Source organism: Streptomyces viridifaciens (genome assembly GCF_001888885.2).
GTDB classification, from domain to species: domain Bacteria; phylum Actinomycetota; class Actinomycetes; order Streptomycetales; family Streptomycetaceae; genus Kitasatospora; species Kitasatospora aureofaciens.
In genome coordinates this window covers 2,715,613-2,736,575 of the sequence record NZ_CP090841.1, presented here as the reverse complement: position 1 = coordinate 2,736,575, position 20,963 = coordinate 2,715,613, and the positions used below count along the sequence as shown (strand labels likewise).

Here is a 20,963-nt window from a genome sequence, read left to right as displayed (position 1 = left end):
GGCGAGCCTACTGCTCGGACCCGCTCTCGTCCCAGGCCTGGACGGAGGTCTGGTCGACGATCCGGCCGTCCCGCAGGTTGGCCATCGACGCCATGAGCACCCGCACCCCGTCGGGGTAGTGGCAGGATTCGAGGAACGCGAGGTGGTCGCCCTCGACCACCACCTGCTCCAGCTTGTGGGTCATCTCGCGGCTGTAGACGTCGTCCAGCATGGCGCCGATCTCGTCCCGCCCGTGCATCACCAGGGGGTGGCTGGGCTGGGTCTTGCGGTCGACCACGCGCAGCTCGGCGTCCTCGGCGTACAGCGCCAGCAGGGCCTCGGCGTCGCAGCGTTCGATGCCCTCGCGCAGCGCTCGGGTGTCGAAGGCGGCGGGGGCCGCCATGGTGCTCATGGTCTCGCTCCTCCGGTCGGGTTCCCTCGGCCTCGCACCTTCGAGCGTACGCCCGACGGGGGGCTTCGAACGGGGCTCCGGTCCGGCCGATCGGCCGCCCGGCCGCCCGGCGGCCGGTCAACCGGCCGGGACGGTGCGCAGGAAGTCGGCCAGGGTGCTGATCGCGGCCGGGTTGCGCGGGCTCTCGACCAGGTTGACGTAGTCCATGACGAGGATCCGGTCGTTCCTGATCGCGGAGACGTTCGCCAGCGGCGGGAAGGACTTGAGGAAGGCCCGCTTCTCCTCGGCGCTCGGCGTCGCGTAGCTGTTGATCACGATCACCTCGGGGTCGCGCTCGACCACGCTCTCCCAGCCGGCGGTGACCCAGGTGTCCGCGAGGTCGCCCATGATGTTGGTGCCGCCGGCCCTGGCGATGACGGCGTTCGCGGCGGCGAACTTCCCGGCGGTGTACGGCTTGTCCTGCCCGCTGTCGTAGAGGAAGACGGACGGGCGGTGCCCGCGCTGCGGGACGGCGTCGATCTTCGCCCTGGACTCGGCGATCAGCCGGTCGGCGCGGTCCCCGACGTCGAAGATCTCGCCGAGGTTGGCCAGATCGGTGTAGAGCGCGTCCAGCGGGTCCATCACCCCGCGTTCGCCGCCCCTGCCGCTGCGGCAGGACTCGCTGAGCACGTACGAGTCGATGCCCAGGTCCCTGAACGCCTGCGGGGTGACGCCGCTGCCCTCGTCGAAGCCGTAGTGCCAGCCGGCGAACACCAGGTCGGCCCGGGCGTCCAGGGCGATCTCCTTGGTGAGCACCTTCCTGGAGAGCCAGGTGGTCTGCTGGTAGCCGTCCTTCCAGGCGACCCGGTCGACCCGGCCCTTGTCGTCGGGCATCACGTAGCCGGCCATCCGGTCGGCGAGGCCGAGGGAGAGCATCAGTTCGGTGATGTTGACGTCGTTGGTCACCACCCGGGCGGGCTTCCGCGGGAAGGTGTGCCGCTCGCCGCAGTTCGTGACGGTCACCGGGTAGTGGGCGGAGGCGGTGGCGGCCTCCCGCGGAGCGATCTCGGCGCCGCAGGCGGTCAGTCCGAGGGTGAGCAGGGCGGTGGAGGCAACGGCCTTGGTGCGCATGGGGGTTCTTTCGGGTCGGGGCGGTCTCGGGGCTTCAGGGGAGGCGGTCGAACAGCAGTTGGAGGGCGCCGGTCTCCGGATGCCGGACGGGGGTGGCCCGGACACCGAACACCTCGGCCAGCAGGGCGGGTCGGAGCACCTCGGCGGGCGGCCCGGCCGCGGCGATCCGCCCGGCCGCCAGCACGTACAGCCGATCGCAGTGCCCCGCCGCCAGGTTGAGGTCGTGCAGCGCGGTGAGCACCGTCGGCCCGGCCTCGCGGGCGAGCGCCAGCACCTCCAACTGGTGGGCGATGTCCAGGTGGTTGGTGGGCTCGTCGAGGACCAGCAGGCGCGGCTCCTGGACCAGGGCGCGGGCGAACAGCACCCGCTGCTTCTCGCCCCCGGAGAGGTTCAGGAAGCCGCGTCCCGCGAGGTGTTCGGCCCGGACCTTCCGCAGTGCGGCGGTGCAGCGCTCCCGGTCCCCGGCGCTCGGCCCGCCCGGGCCGCGCCGGTGCGGCAGCCGGCCCATGGCGACCACCTCGGCAACGGTGAAGTCGAACTCGGCGGTGTGCTCCTGGGTCAGCGCGGCCACCCGGGTGGCCGCCCGGCGCGCGGTGAGCGCGTGCAGGTCGTCGCCGGCCAGCCGGACGGTCCCGCCGGCCGGCCGCAGCACCCGGTAGACGCAGCGCAGCAGGGTCGACTTGCCGCTGCCGTTCGGGCCGATCAGCCCGACCACCTGGCCGGCGGCGGCCGCCAGGCTCACCTCGTGGACCAGCCGGGCGCCGGCCAGCTCCACCGAGACGCCGTCGACGGAGAGTTCCTCGGCCCCGGCCACCCCGGCGGTCCTCGTCGCCCCGGCGGTTCCCGTCACCCCGTCGGCCCCGGTCACCGCCCGCCCCCGAGGGCCTGGCCGCGGCGGCGCATCATCAGCAGGAAGGCGGGCACCCCGAGCACCGCGGTGAACACCCCGACGGGCAGTTCGGCGGGTGCCAGCAGGGTGCGCGAGGCGATGTCCACCCAGACCAGCAGCAGTGCCCCGGCCAGCGGCGCGACCACCAGCACCCGGCGGTGAGCGGCGCCGACCAGCATCCGGGCCAGGTGCGGCACCAGCAGTCCGACGAAGCCGATCGCCCCGCTGACGGCGACCACGGTGCCGATGACGGCGGCGGTGACCGTGAAGAGCTCCCGGCGCAGCCGGTCCGGGTCCACGCCGAGCGAGGCGGAGGTCTCGTCGCCCATGGCGAGCGCGTCCAACCGCCCGGCGGCGCAGGTCAGATGGGCCAGCCCGGCCAGGACGGTGCCGGCGGCGATCGGCACCGACCCCCAGGTGGCGCCGCCGAGGCTGCCGAGCAGCCACATCATGGCGTCCCGGGCGGCCTCGGCGTGGTCGGCGGAGAAGACCATCAGGGTGGTGGCGGCGGAGAAGCCGTAGGAGAGGGCGGTGCCGGTGAGCACCAGCCGCAGCGGGGTGAGCCCGTACGCGGTGCGGGCGGCGAGGTAGACCAGCGCCATGGCGGCCAGCGCGGAGCCGAACGCGGAGACGGAGATCGCCCACACCCCGAGCGAGGCGAAGGCGCCGAACAGCAGCACGGCGTTGGCGCCGACGGCCGCGCCGGAGGAGATGCCGAGCACGAAGGGGTCGGCGAGGGCGTTGCGCACCAACGCCTGGACGGCGACCCCGGTGGCGGCCAGTCCGGCCCCGACCACGGCGGCCAGCACGGTGCGCGGAAGCCGGATCTCCCAGACGATCGCGTACCCGGCGGCCTCGTCGGCGTCCAGCCGGCCGCCCGTCAGCCCGGCGCCCAACAGGCGCAGCACCCGGGGGAGTTCGATCCCGGAGGAACCGAAGGCGACCCCGCAGACCAGGGAGAGCAGCAGGGCGGCGGCGAGGCCGAGGGCGAGCGGGACGGGCGGTGTTCGGCGAACGGGGTCGTTCACGTGCGGTGTTCGGCGAACGGGGTCGCTCACGGCGGTCGCGCCTTGCCTCGGGCCGCGGGGTGTGCCGGGGCGGGCGCCGGCCGGGGCGTGCCCGGGCGCCTTCCCCTCGCAGTCCACGGCGAGTTGTCGGGAGTTCAGCGACCGGGGGCGATCGGGCTGGCACGGGGGTTCGGGCCGTGCTCACCGTTGCGGGTCAGCGCCGGATTCACACCGGACTTCTCCCTCGGACGCCCTGGCAGCATAACAGTCACTCATGCTGATCAGTCCTTACCGGGGCGGATCGCACGTGAACGCACGGCCGCCCCCGTCCGACGGAGCGGACGGGGGCGGCTGGGTGGCGACGTGTCAGGCTCAGGCCTGCTTGGTCTCCCAGAAGATCTTGTCGACCTCGGCGATCAGGTCCAGCAGGGCCTGGCCGGTGGCCGGGTCCGTGGACGCCTTGGTGGCCGAGGCGGCCTTCAGGGTGTCGTTGATCAGCTTGTGCAGCTGCGGGTACTTCTCGAAGTGCGGCGCCTTGAAGTAGTCGCTCCACAGCACCGAGATGTGGTGCTTGACGGCCTCGGCGCGCTGCTCCTTGATGATGATGGCGCGGGCGCGGAAGTGCGGGTCCTCGTTGGCCTGGTACTTCTCCTGGGTGGCCTTGACCGACTCGGCCTCCAGCTTGGCCTGCGCCGGGTCGTACACACCGCACGGCAGGTCGCAGTGGGCGTGAGCGGTGGCACGCGGTGCAAACAGACGAGAGAACATGGGAGTCCTTCCTTAGATCGTCTTCCCGCGCCCGAGACTACCCTTCCGGCCTCCGGGTTTCGCGGCCGGGCGGTGGGCGTAGGGCAAAAGGCGGACCTGTAACCGGGGTAATCCGGACATCGAACGGTGACGGTCCGTGCGGCAGACTGGGGGCGGGCGGTCCAGGAGGAGGAGTCGTGGCGCGGAGCACGGAACCGCAGGGCGGCGCGGGCGGCGTGGTGCCGTTCGGGCTGGTCGACGTGGCGGGCCCGTCGATGGTCCCGACCCTGCGCGAGGGCGACCAGTTGCTGGTCCGCTACGGCGCGCCGATCCGGCCCGGCGCGGTGGTGCTGTTCCGGCACCCCTTCCAGCAGGACCTGCTGGTGGTGAAGCGGGCCGCCGAGCGCCGACCGAAGGGCTGGTGGGTGCTGTCCGACAACCGCCCGGTGGACAGCGACAGCCGCAGCTACGGCCCGGTTCCGGACGAGCTGGTGCTCGGCCGGGTGCTGCTGCGGCTGCGTCCGAGCCCGGCCTGGCTGGCGCCGGGCCGCGGGCTGGAGCGGCTTTTGCTCGGCCCCCGGCTGTCCCGGCTGCCGGGCCTGGCCCGCCGCCTCGGCGTGTGGGTCGAAGAGGTCTGACCCGAAAGGCCCGGCTGGCCCGGCTAGTTCCCCGGGTGCAGGGCGGCCTCGGCCTCCTGGCGCTTGCGGGCCCGGTACGCGGCGACGTTGGCGCGGGTGGCGCAGCGGTCGGAGCAGTAGCGGCGGGAGCGGTTGGTCGAGGTGTCCAGGTAGGCGTTGCGGCACGGCGCGGCCTGGCAGATGCCGAGCCGGTCGGCGCCCAGCTCGGTGAGGTGGACGGCCAGGCCCATGCAGGCGACGGCGCTGAAGTGCGCGGTGGCGGTGGGCGAGTTGTCGGCCAGGTGCAGGTGCCAGCGCGGCCGGCCGGCGTCGTCCGGGTAGTCGTGCCCGGAGACCAGCGGGCTGACGGGGTACTCCATCAGCAGGCTGTTCAGCAGGTCGACGGCCCGGACCTCGTCGCCCTCGGCGGCGGCCTCGAAGACCCCGCGCAGCCTGGTCCGCACCGCCCGCAGCCGGGGCACGTCGGACTCGTCGGCCAGCGCGGCGGCACGGGCGGAGTCGGAGAACAGGGCGCGCACGGCGTCCACCGAGATCAGCGTGTCGGTGCCGCGCTCGGGTTCCTCGGTGTTCACCAGCCGAACGGCGAGATCGGCGTACGAGGCGAGCTCCACGGCGGTCCTTCCAGGAATCATCGGTAACGGGCTGACTGCTTCCAGCCTATTACCCGGCTGGGGAAAACGGCGGCGCCCGGCAGGAAGTCGTCTGCCGGGCGCCGACCGTACGGGCTCAGAGCACCTTGGAGAGGAAGGCCCTGGTGCGCTCGTGCTGGGGGTTGGTGAGCACCTCGCGGGGGTTGCCGGACTCGACCACCACACCGCCGTCCATGAACACCAGCGCGTCGCCGACCTCGCGGGCGAAGCCCATCTCGTGGGTGACGACCACCATCGTCATGCCCTCCTCGGCGAGGCCGCGCATGACGTCGAGCACGTCACCGACCAGCTCCGGGTCGAGCGCCGAGGTGGGCTCGTCGAAGAGCATCAGCTTGGGCTTCATGGCCAGTGCGCGGGCGATCGCCACGCGCTGCTGCTGGCCGCCGGAGAGCTGCGAGGGGTAGTTCCCCGCCTTGTCGGCGAGGCCGACCCGCTCCAGCAGGGCCATCCCGCGCTCCCGGGCCGCGGCCTTGGTCTCGCCCTTGACCTGGACCGGCGCCTCGATGACGTTCTCCATGGCGGTCATGTGCGGGAACAGGTTGAAGCGCTGGAACACCATGCCGATGTCGCGCCGCTTCAGGGCGACCTCGCGGTCCTTGAGCTCGTGGAGCTTGTCGCCCCGCTGCTGGTAGCCGACCAGCTCGCCGTCCACCCAGAGGCGGCCGCCGTTGATCTTCTCCAGGTGGTTGATGCACCGCAGGAAGGTCGACTTGCCGGAGCCGGACGGGCCGATGAGGCAGAACACCTCTCCCTGCCTGACCTCCAGGTCGATGCCCTTGAGCACCTCGACCGGGCCGTAGGACTTGTGCACGTTCTCGGCGCGGACCATCGGCTCGGCGGAGGCGGCGGGGGTCTTGCTCAGCTCGGTCATACGTGACCACCTCCCTCGAGGCCCGGGACGACGTCGGCGTTCGTCTTCGGGGTGGGCTTCCCGGCGAACAGGCCCCGCAGTCGCTGCAGCGGGGTGGGCGGGAGGGTGCGGTTGGAGCCTCGGGCGTAGTAGCGCTCGATGTAGTACTGGCCGATGGTCAGCACCGAGGTGAAGAACAGGTACCAGAGGCTGACGACGATCAGCAGCGGGATGTTCTGGTAGTTCCGGGAATAGATGACCTGGCCGGCCCGGAAGATCTCCTCCAGGGAGATCACGGAGACCAGCGAGGTGGTCTTCAGCATCGAGATGGTCTCGTTGCCGGTCGGCGGGATGATCACCCGCATGGCCTGCGGCAGGACGATCCGCCGCATGGTCTGGAACCGGCTCATCCCGAGCGCGTGGGCGGCCTCGGTCTGGCCCTCGTCGACGGACTGGATGCCGCCGCGGACGATCTCCGCCATGTAGGCGGCTTCGTTGAGGCCGAGGCCCAGCAGCGCGGCGACGAAGGTCGGGATCAGGACGTTGGTCTGCTCGGACCAGAACTCCGGTCCCCACGGGACGCCGATCGACAGCTTGGCCCAGATCAGGCCGAGGAAGTTCCAGAACACCAGCTGCACCAGCACCGGGGTGCCGCGGAAGACCCAGATGTAGACCCAGGCGGTGCCGGCCAGCAGCGGGTTCGGCGACAGGCGCATCACCGCGAGGACGATGCCGCCGACCACACCCATGAGCATGGAGAGGGCGGTCAGCTCCAGCGTCACGAGCAGGCCGTGCATGATGCTGTCGTGGAACAGGTACTGCCCGACGATGTCCCACTTGAAAGCGGGGTTGGTGAAGAGGGCGCTCAGCAGCATTGCCGCGAGCAGGGCGATGACGACAGCGCCCGCCCAGCGTCCGGGGTGGCGAACCGGGACGGCCTTGATGGTCTCAGGCCGTCCCTTCTCCGCCGCCCCCTTGTCCAGAGAGTTCACGGTGTGGCCTCGGGGGAGAGATGAAGCGTACGAGAGGTCAGCTGACGGCGCCGTTGACGGTCGACTTGTCGAGGGCACCGGCCTCGACGCCCCACTTGGTGAGGATCTGCTTGTAGGTGCCGTCGTCGATCAGCGACTGGATGGCGCCCTGGACGGCCGGCGTGAGCTTGGAGCCCTTGGCCAGGGCGACGCCGTAGGGGGCCACGCCGTAGGTGTCGCCGAGCTTCTCCAGCTGGCCGCCGGACTGCTTGATCGCGTAGTCGACGACCTGGGAGTCGGCCATCATCGCGTCGTCGCGGCCGGAGACCACGGCGTTGGTGACGTCCGTCTGGAGGTCGAACTTGTCGCCGTCGTTCTGGATGCCCGGCTTGCCGGCCTTGGCGCAGTCCGGGTTGCGGGTGTCCTTGATCTCGTCGGCCTGGGTGGTGCCGGTCTGGACGGCGACCTTCTTGCCGCAGAGGTCCTTCGGGTCGATCTTGTTGGGGTTGCCCTTCTTGACCGCGATGGCGCTGCCGGAGTTGAAGTAGGTCACCATGTCGACGACCTGCTCGCGCTCCTTGTTGTCCGTGAAGGACGACATGCCGAGCTGGAACTTGTTCGACTGGATGCCCGGGATGATCGCGGTGAAGCCGGAGTCCTGGACCTCGGCCTTCAGGCCGAGCTTGGCGGCGATGGCGTCGGCGAGATCGACGTCCATGCCGATGACCTTGCCGCTGTCGTCCTTGAACTCGTCCGGGGCGTACGAGGCGTCCGCGCCGACCACGAGCTTCCCGGCCGACTTGACGTCCGCGGGGACGAGGGCGACCAGCTTGTCGTCGGCCTTGACCGCGTTGACGGTCGCGGAGGCGTTGGGGGCGCCGCCGCCCTCACTGCTCTTGCTGCTGCTGCAGCCGGACAGCACGAGGGACACGGACACGGCGGCCACGCCGGCTGCGAGGAGGCGGGTGCGCTGGGTGCGGGCGGTCATGAGGGGGATCTCCTCCTGGGGAGAGAAATCGGGCGGAGCGCGCCGCGGGAGCGGCGCACCGGGGCAGCTGGCCGTACGGAGCCGTACGGGTGGGTATGTCGCTGTACGTCGTCGTACGGGCGTTGCCGGTGGTGCAGTTGCCTGGGCATACGGGGGCCGCCCAGGGTGGTGCCGGGTACTGCTTCCGCCACCCTCCGCCGAGGTGGACGTCGACCTGAACCGCCTCGACCAGTGGCCGGCTCGATCCGAGATGGGGGGAATCCTGCCATCTGAGGACAGTCAGATGGCCCTCATTCAGATCAAAATCGGATAACAAGCCCTCGCGCTGTCCGCTATTCGGACGGATCGCGTGCCCCTGTCACCCTGCGTATAAGTATGCAGATCTGCCTGTACTCTGCCCGGCCGCCCCGCCGGGTCGCCCACCCGACGGGGCGGCCCACCGGCGCGGGCTCAGATGCCCCCGTTCACCACCGCGTTCTGGGCCGCGCCGGCGCTCACGTTCCACTTGGCGAGGATCTTGTCGTACTCGCCGCTGCGGATCAGCTGGTCCACCGCCTTGGACAGGGTGTCGCGCAGCTCGGTGTCCCCCTTGCGCACCGCGATCCCGTACGGGTTGGAGGTGGACTGGGTGCCGGCCACCTCGAAGCGGTTGCCGCCGTCGGTGGTCTTCACCGCGTAGGCGGCCACCGGGAAGTCGTTCAGGCCGGCCGCGGCGGCGCCGGAGGAGACCTCGGCCAGCGCCTTGGCGTCCTCGTCGAAGCGGTGCACCGTCAGCTGGCGGCCGGTGCGGGCGCAGACGGCCGTCTGCCGGGTGACGATGTCGTCCTGGTTGGTGCCCTGCTGGAGGGCGACAGTGCGGCCGCACAGGTCGTCCATGGTCCGGATCCCCTTGGGGTTGCCCTTCGGGACGACGATCGAGGCGCCGGCGATGAAGTAGTCCACGAAGTCCACGCCCGGGTTGACCTGCTTGCCGTTCTCGTCCAGGCCCTCGCGGCGCTGGCGGATGTCGCTGAGCGCGGACATCGCCACGTCGAACTGCTTGCCCTGCAGGCCCGGTATCAGTTTGTCGAACGGGGTGTCCACGAACTCGACCCGCACGTCGAGGATCCGGCCGAGGGCGGCGGCGAGGTCCGGGTCCAGCCCGGTCGGCTTGCCGTCCGGTCCGCGGAACTCCACCGGCGCGTAGTTGACGTCCATGCCGATGCGCAGCACTCCGGCCGAGCGCTGGGCCTTGGGCAGTTTGGCGCGGACGTCCTTGACCGGGTCGCTCGCGGCGGCCTGCCCGCCGCCACCGCCGCACCCGGTGAGCAGCAGGGCTCCGGCGGCGGCCAGGGCGGCTCCGGCGAAGGCCGGACGGCGGGCATGGAGGAGGTGAGGCATGAGGGCTGCTCCTGGGGGGCGGACCGCGGTCGCCGCGGTGCCGCGCTCGTGTACGCGGAATGGCGACATGCGATCTTGCCATCCCACCCTGCCGGGCCCGGCCCCGGGTGTGTCAGAATTCGGTACCGGGTGATCCCCGAACGCTCGAACCAGACCGACGAGCCCCGACAGGTTCGGGCGCCCGGGACCGGAAGTCATCACGTGGCTCCGTATCCGGGGCGCCGACTCCCCAACGGGTCTGCGTTCACTCCTGCGGGTGCGCGTGCCGCCACACCGTTGCCGCCGCCGGGGCCCGGCGCTTCCGACGTCGGATCCCAGTTCGACGCGACAGCACGGCGGTGAACGGCACGTGACGAGGACGAAAAGGCATAGGTGCGATGCCTCCGTCCGACCTACGCTCGGCCCGGTAGCACAACGCGGATCAAGACAAGACCCCATAAAAACCCTCATCCGAGGGCGCCACCCGACGGCAGCGCCCCACCCCGCCCCCGGGTCCGCTTCGGCGTACCCGGTTTCCGGCTTCCGGACGGGGCCGCTCTGCCCGTCGGCCGCGCACCTCGCCAGAACAATGACGAAGAGGTCATCGTGGCAGCGGAGATCATCAGCAGCACCCAGGACACCGACGATCCGGTCGACGCCGTTTTCGCGCTCCACCGCGGCGGCAAGATGGAGATCCGGGCGACCGTGCCGGTGCGCGACGCGGACGACCTGTCCCTCGCCTACACCCCCGGTGTCGCCCGGGTCTGCACGGCCATCGCCGAGCAGCCGGAGCTGGTCAACGACTACACCTGGAAGTCCAACACCGTCGCGGTGGTCACCGACGGCACCGCGGTGCTCGGCCTCGGTGACATCGGCCCGCAGGCCTCGCTCCCGGTGATGGAGGGCAAGGCCATCCTGTTCAAGCAGTTCGGCGGCGTGGACGCGGTGCCGATCGCGCTGGCCTGCACCGGGGTGGACGAGATCGTCGAGACGGTGGTCCGGCTGGCCCCGTCCTTCGGCGGCGTCAACCTGGAGGACATCTCCGCCCCGCGCTGCTTCGAGATCGAGCGCCGGCTCCAGGAGGCCCTGGACATCCCGGTCTTCCACGACGACCAGCACGGCACCGCGATCGTCACCACCGCCGCCCTGTGGAACGCCGCCGCGGTGACCGGCCGGGAGATCGGCTCGCTGCGGGCCGTCATCTCCGGCGCGGGCGCGGCCGGCATCGCCATCGCCAAGATGCTGGTGGCCGCGGGCATCGGCGACGTGGCCGTCTGCGACCGCAAGGGCGTCGTCCACCAGGGCCGCGAGGACCTGACCGACGTCAAGGCCGAGATCGCCGAGCAGACCAACCGCTCCGCCCTCAAGGGCTCGCTGGCCGACGCGCTGGCCGGCGCCGACGTGTTCATCGGCGTCTCCGGCGGCACCGTGCCGGAGGACGTCGTGGCGACCATGGCCGAGGGCGCGTTCATCTTCGCGATGGCCAACCCCAACCCGGAGATCCACCCCGAGGTGGCCCACAAGTACGCGGCGGTCGTCGCCACCGGGCGCAGCGACTTCCCGAACCAGATCAACAACGTGCTGGCCTTCCCGGGCATCTTCGCCGGTGCCCTGCAGGTGCGGGCCTCCCGGATCACCGAGGGCATGAAGCTGGCCGCCGCCAAGGCGCTGGCCGGTGTGGTGGCCGACGAGCTGACGCCGCAGAAGGTCATCCCCTCGCCGTTCGACGAGCGGGTCGCCCCGGCGGTCACCAAGGCCGTGGCCGAGGCCGCCCGCGCCGAGGGCGTGGCGCGGATCTGACGGCCTGACCGACCCCTGGGATCGAGGGGTGGCCCCCCGAGGGGGACCGACCAGCCTGAGGCCGGGACACGCGTCACACGTACGCGTGGTTCCCGGCCTCGGCCGTCCCGGCTAGTGTCCGGGGCATGTTTGCTGCCTATGCCGCCCGTATCGACGCCGACGACCCGCTCAGCGGCCTGGAGTTGGGTGAACTCCCCGAGCCGCAGGCCCGCCCCGGCTGGAGCGTGGTGACGGTCAGGGCCGCCAGCCTCAACCACCACGACCTGTGGTCGCTGCGCGGCGTCGGCCTGCCCGCCGAGAAGCTGCCGATGATCCTCGGGTGCGACGCCGCCGGCGTCGACGAGGACGGCAACGAGGTCGTCATCCACTCGGTGATCGGCCAGACCGGCCACGGGGTGGGCCCGAACGAGCCCCGGTCGATCCTGACCGAGCGCTACCAGGGCACCTTCGCCCAGCAGGTGGCCGTGCCGACCTGGAACCTGCTGCCCAAGCCCGCCGAGCTGAGCTTCGAGGAGGCCGCCTGCCTGCCCACGGCCTGGCTGACGGCCTACCGGATGCTGTTCACCAACGCCGGGGTCAAGCCCGGTGACACCGTTCTGGTGCAGGGCGCCGGCGGCGGGGTGTCGACCGCGCTGATCGTCCTCGGCAAGGCGGCCGGCCTGCGGGTCTGGGTCACCGGCCGGGACGAGGCCAAACGCCGCCGGGCGGTCGAGCTCGGCGCGGACGCGGCCTTCGAGAGCGGCGCCCGGCTGCCCTCGCGGGTGGACGCGGTGATGGAGACGGTCGGCGCCGCGACCTGGTCGCACTCGGTGAAGTCGCTGCGCCCGGGTGGCACCGTCGTCATCTCCGGTGCCACCTCCGGCCCCAGCCCGAAGGCCGCCGAGCTGAACCGGATCTTCTTCCTGGAGCTCAAGGTGGTGGGCTCGACCATGGGCACCAAGGAGGAGCTGGCCGGGCTGCTGGCGCTGTGCGCCAACACCGGGGTCCGTCCGGTGATCGACTCGGTGCTGCCGCTGTCCGAGGCCCGGGACGGCTTCGCCCGGCTCGCCAAGGGCGATGTCTTCGGCAAGGTCGTGCTCAACCCCTGACGCGGTCGTGCTCGACCCCTGACGCGTGAAGGCCCGGTGTCCCCGGAGGAGGACACCAGGCCGCGGCTCGGGTCAGCCGAGCAGCCGCTTCAGCCGCTCGCCGGCCGCGCCCAGCACCGAGCTGGCCTCGGCCAGCCGGTCGGCGTTCACCCCGCCGTCCCGGGCCGCGTCGCGGACCTGGTCGCGGAAGCGGTCGAGCAGCCGCTCCAGTTCGCGGGACGGCTCCCCGGCCGGGTCGGTGCGCGCCCACGGCGGCAGGTCGGCGGGGGTGGCCGTCGCGTCCTGGTCCTTGTCCAGGTCGATCCGGGTCACGGTGGTCCGATCGGCCGGTTCGGCCTGCTCCTCCGCCGTCGGGTGGCCCCAGCGGGCGGCGTCGGCCAGCCCGGCCAGGCCCTTGGTCAGCTCGGACAGGCCCTCGGCCAGCCCGGTCGGCCAGTCTCCCTTCGCGGCGTGCTCGCGCACCTGCTGCTCGACCCGGCGCTTGATCCGCAGCGCCTCCTGCTGGGCGGCGGTGCGGGAGGCCTTGGCCTGCTCGCGCAGTCGGCGGGCCTCCTCCTCGGCGGCCTTCGCCTTGGCCTTGGCGGCCCGCTCCTGCTCCCGGGCGCGCTTGGCCTGCTCCTTGGCCTGCCGCTTGAACTGGGCGAACTCCTCCTTGGCGCGCTGCCAGGACTCGTTGTCGCCCCAGGGGCCTGCCCACGGGTCGCCGCCGGTCCCGGACCCGGTGTCGCGCCCGGGCCGGGGGGCCTGCTTGGCGGCCTGCCACAGCTCCTCGCGCAGGTCCTTGGCGCTGTCCCGGACGTCCTCCCGGATCGCCCCGGCGAGCTGTGCCACGGAGTCGTGGATCTCCAGCTCCAGCTCGTCCAACTCACCCTGCCGGGCTTCGAGTTCGGCCCGCCCGGCGTCGGTCAGCCGGTAGACCTTGCGGCCGCCCTCGGTGCTGTGGCTGACCAGGCCCTCCTGCTCCAGCTTCGCCAGCCGGGGGTAGACGGTGCCGGCGGAGGGCGCGTACAGGCCCTGGAAGCGCTCCTCCAGCAGGCGGATCACCTCGTAGCCGTGCCGCGGGGCTTCGTCCAGCAGCTTCAGCAGGTAGAGCCGGAGCCGGCCGTGGCCGAACACGGGGGTCATCTCAGGCCTCCTTGGTGAGGTCGGGGCCGGCGGGCCGGTCGTCGCCGGGGGAGGCGGGGAGCTCCTTGGCCACCACCGGGGCGTCGTCCTCGGTGTCGGGGCGGCGCAGCACCGTCACCGCGCCGGAGACGGTGGTGACGTTGAGGCTGCCGCGGCCCTCGCCGAGCTGCCCGGAGATCTTCTTGGCGCCCCAGGTGCTGCTCATCTTGAGCTCGTCGAAGGTGCTGGAGACGTCGCCGCTGGTGGAGCCGGCCTCGACGGTGGCGTCGGCCAGCGAGGGGATCCGGACCACGACCGGGCCGCTGACGGTGTTGACCTTGACGTCGGTCTCGCCGGCCACGTCGAGGTCCAGGGTGACGGCGCCGGTGACGGTGTTGGCCTGGACCCGGTCGGCGGTGCCGGCGATCACGGTGAGCTGGCCGGAGACGGTGTTGACCTTGAGCTGGCCGCCGACCGCCTGGGCGTCGACGTCGCCGGTGACGGTGCTGGCGTCGATCCGCCCGGTGACCCCGGCCAGGGTGGTGTCGCCGCTGGCGGCCTGCACCGAGACGTGCCCGACGACGCCGGTCACGGTGGAGTGCGCCGACACGGTGCCGACCTTGACGTCGGTGCCGGCCGGGACGGTCAGGGTGACGTCGACGGAGCGCTTGCGCTTGAAGGAGTCGAAGAAGTTGCGGACCGATCCGACCGACTTGATCCAGTCGCCGAACTCGCCCCAGCTGTTGATGTCCTTGTAGGTGACGGTGAGGACCCCGTCGACCAGGGTCACGTGCAGCGCCTCGCCCTTGAGGCCGGTGACCTCCAGGCGGGCCGGGCCCTCGGCCGCGACCACGTTCACGGTGCCGTCGATGACGCGCACGTGCAGCGCGCGGACCGCGTCCTCGAAGATGGTCCTGCCCGGCCCGTCGATCGTCCACTGGCTCATCTCTGCCGCCTCCCGTCGCGGATCGCGATGTATCGCGTTCTCTTTCAAAGACGATATATCGCGTGCCGGGAAAAGCAAGCGGTTCGGCCCCGGGACGGGCCCGGAGCCGACCCGGAGCCGCCCCCTACGGGACACGCGGAGGGCCCGGGAGGCGGTTGCCTCCCGGGCCCTCGGTCCGGCGGCCGTCGCCACCGGGTCAGGACGTCACTCGTCGTCGTCCTCGTCGTCGAGCCGGGCCAGCCAGGTGGCCAGCCGCTCGACCGGGATCTCGAAGTCCGGGTTGAGGTCGACGAACTCGCGCAGGCGCTCGGCCAGCCACTCGAAGCTGACCTCCTCCTCGCCGCGCCGGCTCTCCAGCTCCTCGATGCCTCGGTCGGTGAAGTACACGGTTCGCTCCGGTCCGGTGGGGATTGACCTGGCCAGGATAGACCCGCCGGTCAGCCGGCCCGCCAGGTGCTGACGGTCACCGAGGCGGCACCCGTGGTCGGGTCGGCGGCGGTGATCGCGGCGATCGCGATGTTGCGGCTGTCCCGGTCGCGGATGCAGAGCAGCCGCCCGGGCGCGACCCGGTTGTACGTCAGGTCGGTGTCCGGCCGGGAGTCGATCGCGGCGGCGCACTGCTCGGCCGTGACCGTCGACTCGGTGATCACGGCGAAGTCCGACTTCTCGTCCCCCGCGCTCTCGAAGGAGTTGGCCTTGCTGCCGCTGCCGGTGTTGGTGACGCCCAGGCCCCACTTCAGGTCGCCGGAGCCGTTGTGCGGCACCACGGTGCCGGCGTTCAGGTCGATCCGGTACGCGTCCGAGGAGTACTCGGCGGCCGGGATCGAGAGCGCCTTCTTGTCCAGCACCAGGGTGTAGCCGACCGGCCGGGCTGGGGCCGAGACGGTGCCGGGGCCGGACTTCGAGGGCGCCGCGGACACCGGCACGCCGGGGGCGGAGGTGGTCGGGGCGGGGGAGGTGCCGTCCAGGGCGGGGGCCGGGTTCGGACTGCTGCTGCCGCCGCCCTGCCGGGTCGCGCTGTTGCTGCTGCTGCCCTTCCCGCCGTCGTCCAGCTTCTTCATCAGCACCACGCCGCCCGCGGTGCCGCCGACCGCCATCACCAGGGCGACCGTCACCAGCACCTTCCAGGAGACGCCGCCCCTGCGCTTGGCGTCCGCCTCGGGTGCCGGGGCGGCGGCGGTGACCACCGGGCCGGGCGGCGGGGTGTCGAAGGACGGCGGCTGCGCCCGGAGCGGGACGGTCGGCGGGGCGGGCAGCACCGGTGCGGTCGGCGTCTCGGTGGGAGGCTGCGGGGCGCCGTACGCGCCGAGCGGCGGCGGGGCGAAGCCGGACGGGGGCGTGGCCGGGTGCTGCGGCGGCCGGCCCGGGACGGTGCCCGGGTGGGTCGGCGCGCCGACCGGCTGCGGGGGAGCCGCCGGGGCCGCCGGCGCCGGCGGGGTCGCGGGGGCGGCCGGCAGCGGAGCCGGGGGCGTCCTGGGCAGGTCGGAGCGCCGGGTGATCTCGGTGTTGACCTGCCGCGGCAGCCAGTCCTCGCCGAACCGCAGCTGGCCGCCGACCTCCGGGTGGTTGCGGGCGGCCTGGATGATCTCGGCCGGCTTCGGGCGGTCCTCCGGCGACTTCGCCAGGCAGCGCTGGACCAGCTCGCGGAGGTCCGCCGGGACGGCCGTCAGGTCCGGCTCCTCGTGCACCACCCGGTAGAGCACCGCGGTGTCCGGCCCGTCACCGAACGGCGGGGTGCCGCCGGCCACGTACGCGGCCAGGGCGCCCAGCGCGAAGACGTCGGTGGCCGGGGTGACCGCGCGGCCCTGCGCCTGCTCGGGGGCCATGAAGGCGGGGGAGCCGATCCGGTAGCCGGTGCCGGTCAGCGCGGTGGCGTCGGCGGCCCGGGCGATGCCGAAGTCGATCACCCGCGGTCCGTCCCCGGCGACCAGCACGTTGGCGGGCTTGAGGTCGCGGTGGACCACCTCGACGCTGTGGATCGCCTGCAGCGCCTCGGCGATGCCGCCCATCAGCAGCAGCACGGTGCGCACCGGCAGCGCGCCGTGCTCCCGCACCACCTGCTGCAGGGACGGGCCGGGCACGTACGCGGTGACCAGCCACGGGGCGTCCGAGTCCAGGCCGCCTGAGTCGATCACCTGGGCGGTGTACAGCCCGTGGATCCGCTGGGCGTTGCTGACCTCCTGGGCGAACCGGCGGCGGAACTCGCCGTCCTCGGCGAACTCGGAGCGCACCACCTTGAGCGCCACCGGACGCCCGCCGGGCGTGTACGAGAGGTAGACGCGCCCCATGCCGCCGGCGCCGAGCCGGGCGAACAGCCGGTAGCCGCCGACCTCCCGGGGGTCGTCCGGAAGGAGCGGCTGGAAGACCGGAGGCAGTTTGCCGGGGTGCGGCGTGTCGGCGGTCATTGGTGATCCCCCTGGGATGAGCGATGAGGTCGTTCGGCCGGCTCGCGGGCGCAGGGACCGGCGCCCGGCGGCGAACCGGCGAGGCATAACCTATCGATCCGTCAGGAAACCGCGCAGGCCGGTCCGCGTTTGGTTGCAGAGCTGCGACCTTTGCCGGGGCACGACACGGCGCCCGCGGCACGACGACGCCCGCGGCCCCCGCTCCCTCGGTGAGGGGACGGGGGCCGCGGGCGTGTCGGCGGTGCGGGGGGTCTCAGCGCGTCAGAGCGCGAAGACCTCCTCGATCAGCGCCTGCTGCTCGGCACCGTGCCGCTTGGCCGAGCCGACGGCCGGCGACGAGGCCGCCGTGCGGGCGACGCGGCGCAGACGGGCGTCGCCGCCGCTGCGGCCGATGACGACCTGCAGGTGGTCGACCAGGTTCATCGCGATGAACGGCCAGGCACCCTGGTTGGCCGGCTCCTCCTGCGCCCAGACGAACTGGACGTTGTCGCCGTAGCGGGCCAGCTCCTCCTGGAGCTCGGCCACCGGCAGCGGGTACAGCCGCTCCATGCGGACGATCGCGGTGTCGGTGATGCCGCGCTCGGTCCGGGCCGCCGCCAGGTCGTAGTAGAACTTGCCGGAGGTGATGACCACCTTGCGGACCTGCGCCGGGTCGACGGTGGTGTCACCGATGACCGGGCGGAACGAGCCCGACAGGAACTCCTCGGTCGCACTCGCCGCGGCCTTCAGACGCAGCATCGACTTCGGGGTGAAGACGATCAGCGGCTTGTGGTGCGGGTTGTGCGCCTGCCAGCGCAGCAGGTGGAAGTAGTTCGACGGCAGGGTCGGCATGGCGACCGTCATGTTGTCCTGCGCGCACAGCTGGAGGAAGCGCTCCGGGCGGGCGGACGAGTGGTCCGGGCCCTGGCCCTCGTAGCCGTGCGGCAGCAGCAGGGTGACGCCGGAGTGCTGGCCCCACTTCTGCTCGGCGGAGGCGATGTACTCGTCCACCATGGTCTGCGCGCCGTTGACGAAGTCGCCGAACTGCGCCTCCCACATGACCAGCGCGTTCGGGCGGGTCAGCGAGTAGCCGTACTCGAAGCCCATGGCCGCGTACTCCGACAGCAGGCTGTCGTAGACGGTGTAGCGGGCCTGGTCCTCGGTGAGGTACTGCAGCGGGGTGTAGTCCTCGCCGGTCTTGCGGTCGATCAGGACGGCGTGCCGCTGGCCGAATGTGCCGCGGCGGCTGTCCTGGCCGGCCAGGCGGACCGGGTGGCCCTCCATGAGCAGCGAGCCGATGGCGAGGGTCTCGCCCATCGCCCAGTCGATGGTGTTGTCCTCGACCGAGGCGGCGCGGCGCTGCAGCTGCGGCAGCAGGCGCGGGTGGACGGTCAGCCAGTCCGGGAAGTTGACCTGCGAGGCGGCGATCCGCTTGACCATCTCCTGGGAGATGCCGGTCTGGATGGAGACCGGGAAGTCGGCGACCGGCTTGCCCGTGGTGGTGTCGGCCGGAGCCTGGGCCGCCTCGCGGACCTCGGCGAAGACCTTCTCCAGCTGGCCCTGGAAGTCCTGGAGCGCCTGCTCCGCCTCTTCCATGGTGATGTCGCCGCGACCGATCAGGCCCTCGGTGTACAGCTTGCGCACCGAGCGCTTCTTGTCGATCAGGTCGTACATCAGCGGCTGGGTGAACGACGGGTTGTCGGCCTCGTTGTGACCGCGGCGGCGGTAGCAGATGAGGTCGATCACGACGTCCTTGTGGAACGCCTGGCGGAACTCGAAGGCGAGCCGCGCGACGCGGACCACGGCCTCCGGGTCGTCGCCGTTCACGTGGAAGATCGGGGCCTCGATCATGCGGGCCACGTCGGTGCAGTACATCGAGGAGCGCGAGGACGCCGGGGCGGCGGTGAAGCCGACCTGGTTGTTCACCACGACGTGCACGGTGCCGCCGGTGCGGTAGCCGCGCAGCTGCGACATGTTCAGGGTCTCCGCGACGACGCCCTGGCCGGCGAAGGCCGCGTCGCCGTGGATCTGGATCGGCAGCACCGGGAAGGTGGTGCCGCCCTGGTCCAGGATGTCCTGCTTGGCGCGGGCGATGCCCTCGACGACCGGGTCGACCGTCTCCAGGTGGGAGGGGTTCGCGGCGAGCGAGACCTTGATGGTCTCCCCGTCCAGCCCGGTGAAGGTGCCCTCGGAGCCGAGGTGGTACTTGACGTCGCCGGAGCCGTGCATCGACTTCGGGTCGAGGTTGCCCTCGAACTCGCCGAAGATCTTGCCGTACGGCTTGCCGACGATGTTGGCCAGCACGTTCAGGCGGCCGCGGTGGGCCATGCCGATGACGGCCTCGTCCAGGCGGTGCTCGGCGGCGGCGTCGATGGTCGCGTCCAGCAGCGCGATCAGCGACTCACCGCCCTCCAGCGAGAAGCGCTTCTGGCCGACGTACTTGGTCTGCAGGAACGTCTCGAAGGCCTCGGCCGAGTTCAGTCGGCGCAGGATCCGCAGCTGCTCCTCGCGCTCGGGCTTCGCGTACGGCTTCTCCAGGCGCTCCTGCAGCCACTTGCGCTGCTTCGGGTCCTGGATGTGCATGTACTCGATGCCGACGGTGCGGCAGTAGGTGTTGCGCAGCAGGCCGAGGATGTCGCGGAGCTTCATCATCTTCTGGCCGCCGAAGCCGCCGACCGCGAACTCGCGCTCCAGGTCCCACAGAGTGAGGCCGTGGGTGGTGACGTCCAGGTCGGGGTGCTTGCGCTGCTTGTACTCCAGCGGGTCGGTGTCGGCCATGAGGTGGCCGCGGACCCGGTAGGAGTGGATCAGCTCCATGACGCGGGCGGTCTTGTTGACCTCGTCGTCGTGGGTGGTGGCGACGTCGGTCGCCCAGCGGACCGGCTCGTACGGGATCCGCAGCGACTCGAAGATCTCGTCGTAGAAGCCGTTCTCGCCGAGCAGCAGGCGGTGGATCTCGCGCAGGAACTCGCCGGACGCCGCGCCCTGGATGACGCGGTGGTCGTAGGTCGAGGTCAGCGTCATGATCTTGGAGACGCCCAGACGGGACAGGGTCTCCGGGGCGGAGCCCTGGAACTCGGCCGGGTACTCCATGGCGCCGACGCCGACGATGGTGCCCTGGTTCTGCATCAGGCGCGGCACGGAGTGCACGGTGCCGATGCCGCCGGGGTTGGTCAGCGAGACCGTGACGCCGGTGAAGTCGTCCATGGTCAGCTTGTTGGCGCGGGCCCGGCGGACGATGTCCTCATAGGCCTGCCAGAAGCCGAAGAAGTCGAGGGTCTCGGCCTTCTTGATGGCCGCGACGACCAGCTGGCGGTCGCCGTTCGGCTTGACCAGGTCGATCGCCAGGCCGAGGTTGACGTGCTCCGGCTTGACCAGGAAGGCCTTGCCGTCCTCCACCTTGTAGCTGTGGTTCATGCCCGGGGCGGCCTTGATGGCCTGGACCAGGGCGTAACCGATCAGGTGGGTGAAGGAGACCTTGCCGCCGCGGGCGCGCTGCAGGTGGTTGTTGATGACGATGCGGTTGTCGATCAACAGCTTCGCCGGGACGGCGCGGACCGAGGTCGCGGTCGGCACCTCCAGCGAGGCGTCCATGTTGGCGGCGACGGCCTTGGCCGGGCCGCGCAGCTGGACCAGCTCGGGGCCGGCCGGGGCCGGGGCGGTGGCGGCGGCCTTGGGGGCCGGGGGCGCGGCGGGCGCGGCGGCGAGCGGAGCGGCAACCGGGGCCGGAGCGGCCGGGGCGGCCGGGGCGGCGGGCGCGGGTGCGGCCGGAGCAGCAGCGGCGGGCGCGGGGGCAGCGGCAGGGGTCGGCGTGGGGCCGGCCTGGGTCGCGGCCTGGGTCACTGGGGTCACCTCGGTACCGGGCTTGTAGTCGGCGAAAAAGTCCCACCAGGCTCGGTCTACCGAGTTCGGGTCCTGGAGGTACTGCTGGTAGATCTCATCGACGAGCCACTCATTGGGGCCGAAGCCAGTGGAGCTTGCCGAGCTGTTGGGGGTTTCAGGGGACTGTGGCGACACGGCGGCAACCGCCCTCTTCCGCTT

At 71.9% G+C, this 20,963-nt stretch carries 18 protein-coding genes; 3 read left to right on the top strand and 15 right to left on the bottom strand.

Annotated elements, in window-relative coordinates; all coding sequences use genetic code 11:
- Positions 1-7 precede the first annotated feature (7 nt).
- The 5 genes from BOQ63_RS19180 to sodN form a co-directional block, all read right to left on the bottom strand.
- Positions 8-391, bottom strand: a complete 384-nt coding sequence (locus tag BOQ63_RS19180) for a nuclear transport factor 2 family protein (RefSeq protein ID WP_030282181.1) — start codon at positions 389-391, stop codon at positions 8-10.
- A gap of 117 nt (positions 392-508) precedes the next feature.
- On the bottom strand, positions 509-1,501 hold the full coding sequence (locus tag BOQ63_RS19175) for an ABC transporter substrate-binding protein (protein ID WP_072654678.1): 993 nt from the start codon (positions 1,499-1,501) through the stop codon (positions 509-511).
- Positions 1,502-1,535: 34 nt separating this feature from the next.
- Entirely contained in the window at positions 1,536-2,315 is a 780-nt protein-coding gene (locus BOQ63_RS19170; RefSeq protein WP_072654677.1) for an ABC transporter ATP-binding protein, read from the bottom strand.
- Between the two features lie 50 nt (positions 2,316-2,365).
- Positions 2,366-3,448, bottom strand: coding sequence for a FecCD family ABC transporter permease (locus BOQ63_RS19165; protein ID WP_191093575.1), 1,083 nt, complete (start codon positions 3,446-3,448; stop codon positions 2,366-2,368).
- 321 nt (positions 3,449-3,769) lie between these two features.
- Positions 3,770-4,165 (bottom strand): superoxide dismutase, Ni, encoded by a 396-nt coding sequence (gene sodN / locus BOQ63_RS19160; protein ID WP_072654675.1) that lies wholly within the window; start codon positions 4,163-4,165, stop codon positions 3,770-3,772.
- A 254-nt stretch (positions 4,166-4,419) separates the two neighbouring features.
- On the opposite strand from sodN, the gene sodX reads away from it, so the two are divergent.
- Complete coding sequence (gene sodX / locus BOQ63_RS19155; protein ID WP_050367129.1) at positions 4,420-4,782, top strand: nickel-type superoxide dismutase maturation protease; 363 nt, start codon at positions 4,420-4,422, stop codon at positions 4,780-4,782.
- Positions 4,783-4,805: 23 nt separating this feature from the next.
- Here the strand turns inward: sodX and BOQ63_RS19150 are convergent, their stop codons facing one another.
- The 5 genes from BOQ63_RS19150 to BOQ63_RS19130 all read right to left on the bottom strand — a co-directional run bounded on the left by BOQ63_RS19150 (position 4,806) and on the right by BOQ63_RS19130 (position 9,621).
- A complete protein-coding gene (locus tag BOQ63_RS19150; protein WP_030282171.1) occupies positions 4,806-5,393 on the bottom strand; it encodes a CGNR zinc finger domain-containing protein in 588 nt (195 codons plus the stop codon).
- A gap of 115 nt (positions 5,394-5,508) precedes the next feature.
- Positions 5,509-6,261 (bottom strand): amino acid ABC transporter ATP-binding protein, encoded by a 753-nt coding sequence (locus BOQ63_RS19145; protein ID WP_030282169.1) that lies wholly within the window; start codon positions 6,259-6,261, stop codon positions 5,509-5,511.
- 38 nt (positions 6,262-6,299) lie between these two features.
- The gene (locus tag BOQ63_RS19140; RefSeq protein ID WP_046386090.1) at positions 6,300-7,274 is read right to left on the bottom strand and encodes an amino acid ABC transporter permease; all 975 of its coding nucleotides are present in this window, start codon (positions 7,272-7,274) and stop codon (positions 6,300-6,302) included.
- A 37-nt stretch (positions 7,275-7,311) separates the two neighbouring features.
- Positions 7,312-8,241 carry an ABC transporter substrate-binding protein gene (locus tag BOQ63_RS19135; RefSeq protein ID WP_046386089.1) on the bottom strand — a complete coding sequence of 310 codons (930 nt, stop codon included), beginning with the start codon at positions 8,239-8,241 and terminating at the stop codon, positions 7,312-7,314.
- Positions 8,242-8,691: 450 nt separating this feature from the next.
- The gene (locus tag BOQ63_RS19130; protein WP_030282161.1) at positions 8,692-9,621 is read right to left on the bottom strand and encodes an ABC transporter substrate-binding protein; all 930 of its coding nucleotides are present in this window, start codon (positions 9,619-9,621) and stop codon (positions 8,692-8,694) included.
- A 585-nt stretch (positions 9,622-10,206) separates the two neighbouring features.
- Between BOQ63_RS19130 and BOQ63_RS19125 the strand changes: the two genes are divergently transcribed.
- A complete protein-coding gene (locus BOQ63_RS19125) occupies positions 10,207-11,400 on the top strand; it encodes an NAD(P)-dependent malic enzyme (RefSeq protein WP_030282160.1) in 1,194 nt (397 codons plus the stop codon).
- A 125-nt stretch (positions 11,401-11,525) separates the two neighbouring features.
- The gene (locus BOQ63_RS19120; protein ID WP_030282159.1) at positions 11,526-12,488 is read left to right on the top strand and encodes a zinc-binding dehydrogenase; all 963 of its coding nucleotides are present in this window, start codon (positions 11,526-11,528) and stop codon (positions 12,486-12,488) included.
- A gap of 72 nt (positions 12,489-12,560) precedes the next feature.
- On the opposite strand, the gene BOQ63_RS19115 is transcribed toward BOQ63_RS19120, so the two are convergent.
- The 5 genes from BOQ63_RS19115 to BOQ63_RS19095 form a co-directional block, all read right to left on the bottom strand.
- Positions 12,561-13,613: a PadR family transcriptional regulator gene (locus BOQ63_RS19115; RefSeq protein WP_030551313.1), complete on the bottom strand. Its 1,053-nt coding sequence runs from the start codon at positions 13,611-13,613 to the stop codon at positions 12,561-12,563.
- A gap of 1 nt (position 13,614) precedes the next feature.
- Positions 13,615-14,538 (bottom strand): DUF4097 family beta strand repeat-containing protein, encoded by a 924-nt coding sequence (locus BOQ63_RS19110; RefSeq protein WP_030282157.1) that lies wholly within the window; start codon positions 14,536-14,538, stop codon positions 13,615-13,617.
- 204 nt (positions 14,539-14,742) lie between these two features.
- Positions 14,743-14,925 (bottom strand): DUF6104 family protein, encoded by a 183-nt coding sequence (locus BOQ63_RS19105; RefSeq protein WP_030282154.1) that lies wholly within the window; start codon positions 14,923-14,925, stop codon positions 14,743-14,745.
- Positions 14,926-14,975: 50 nt separating this feature from the next.
- The gene (locus tag BOQ63_RS19100) at positions 14,976-16,943 is read right to left on the bottom strand and encodes a serine/threonine-protein kinase (RefSeq protein ID WP_051746759.1); all 1,968 of its coding nucleotides are present in this window, start codon (positions 16,941-16,943) and stop codon (positions 14,976-14,978) included.
- Positions 16,944-17,204: 261 nt separating this feature from the next.
- Positions 17,205-20,939: a multifunctional oxoglutarate decarboxylase/oxoglutarate dehydrogenase thiamine pyrophosphate-binding subunit/dihydrolipoyllysine-residue succinyltransferase subunit gene (locus tag BOQ63_RS19095; RefSeq protein ID WP_150475992.1), complete on the bottom strand. Its 3,735-nt coding sequence runs from the start codon at positions 20,937-20,939 to the stop codon at positions 17,205-17,207.
- Between the last annotated feature and the right edge of the window lie 24 nt (positions 20,940-20,963).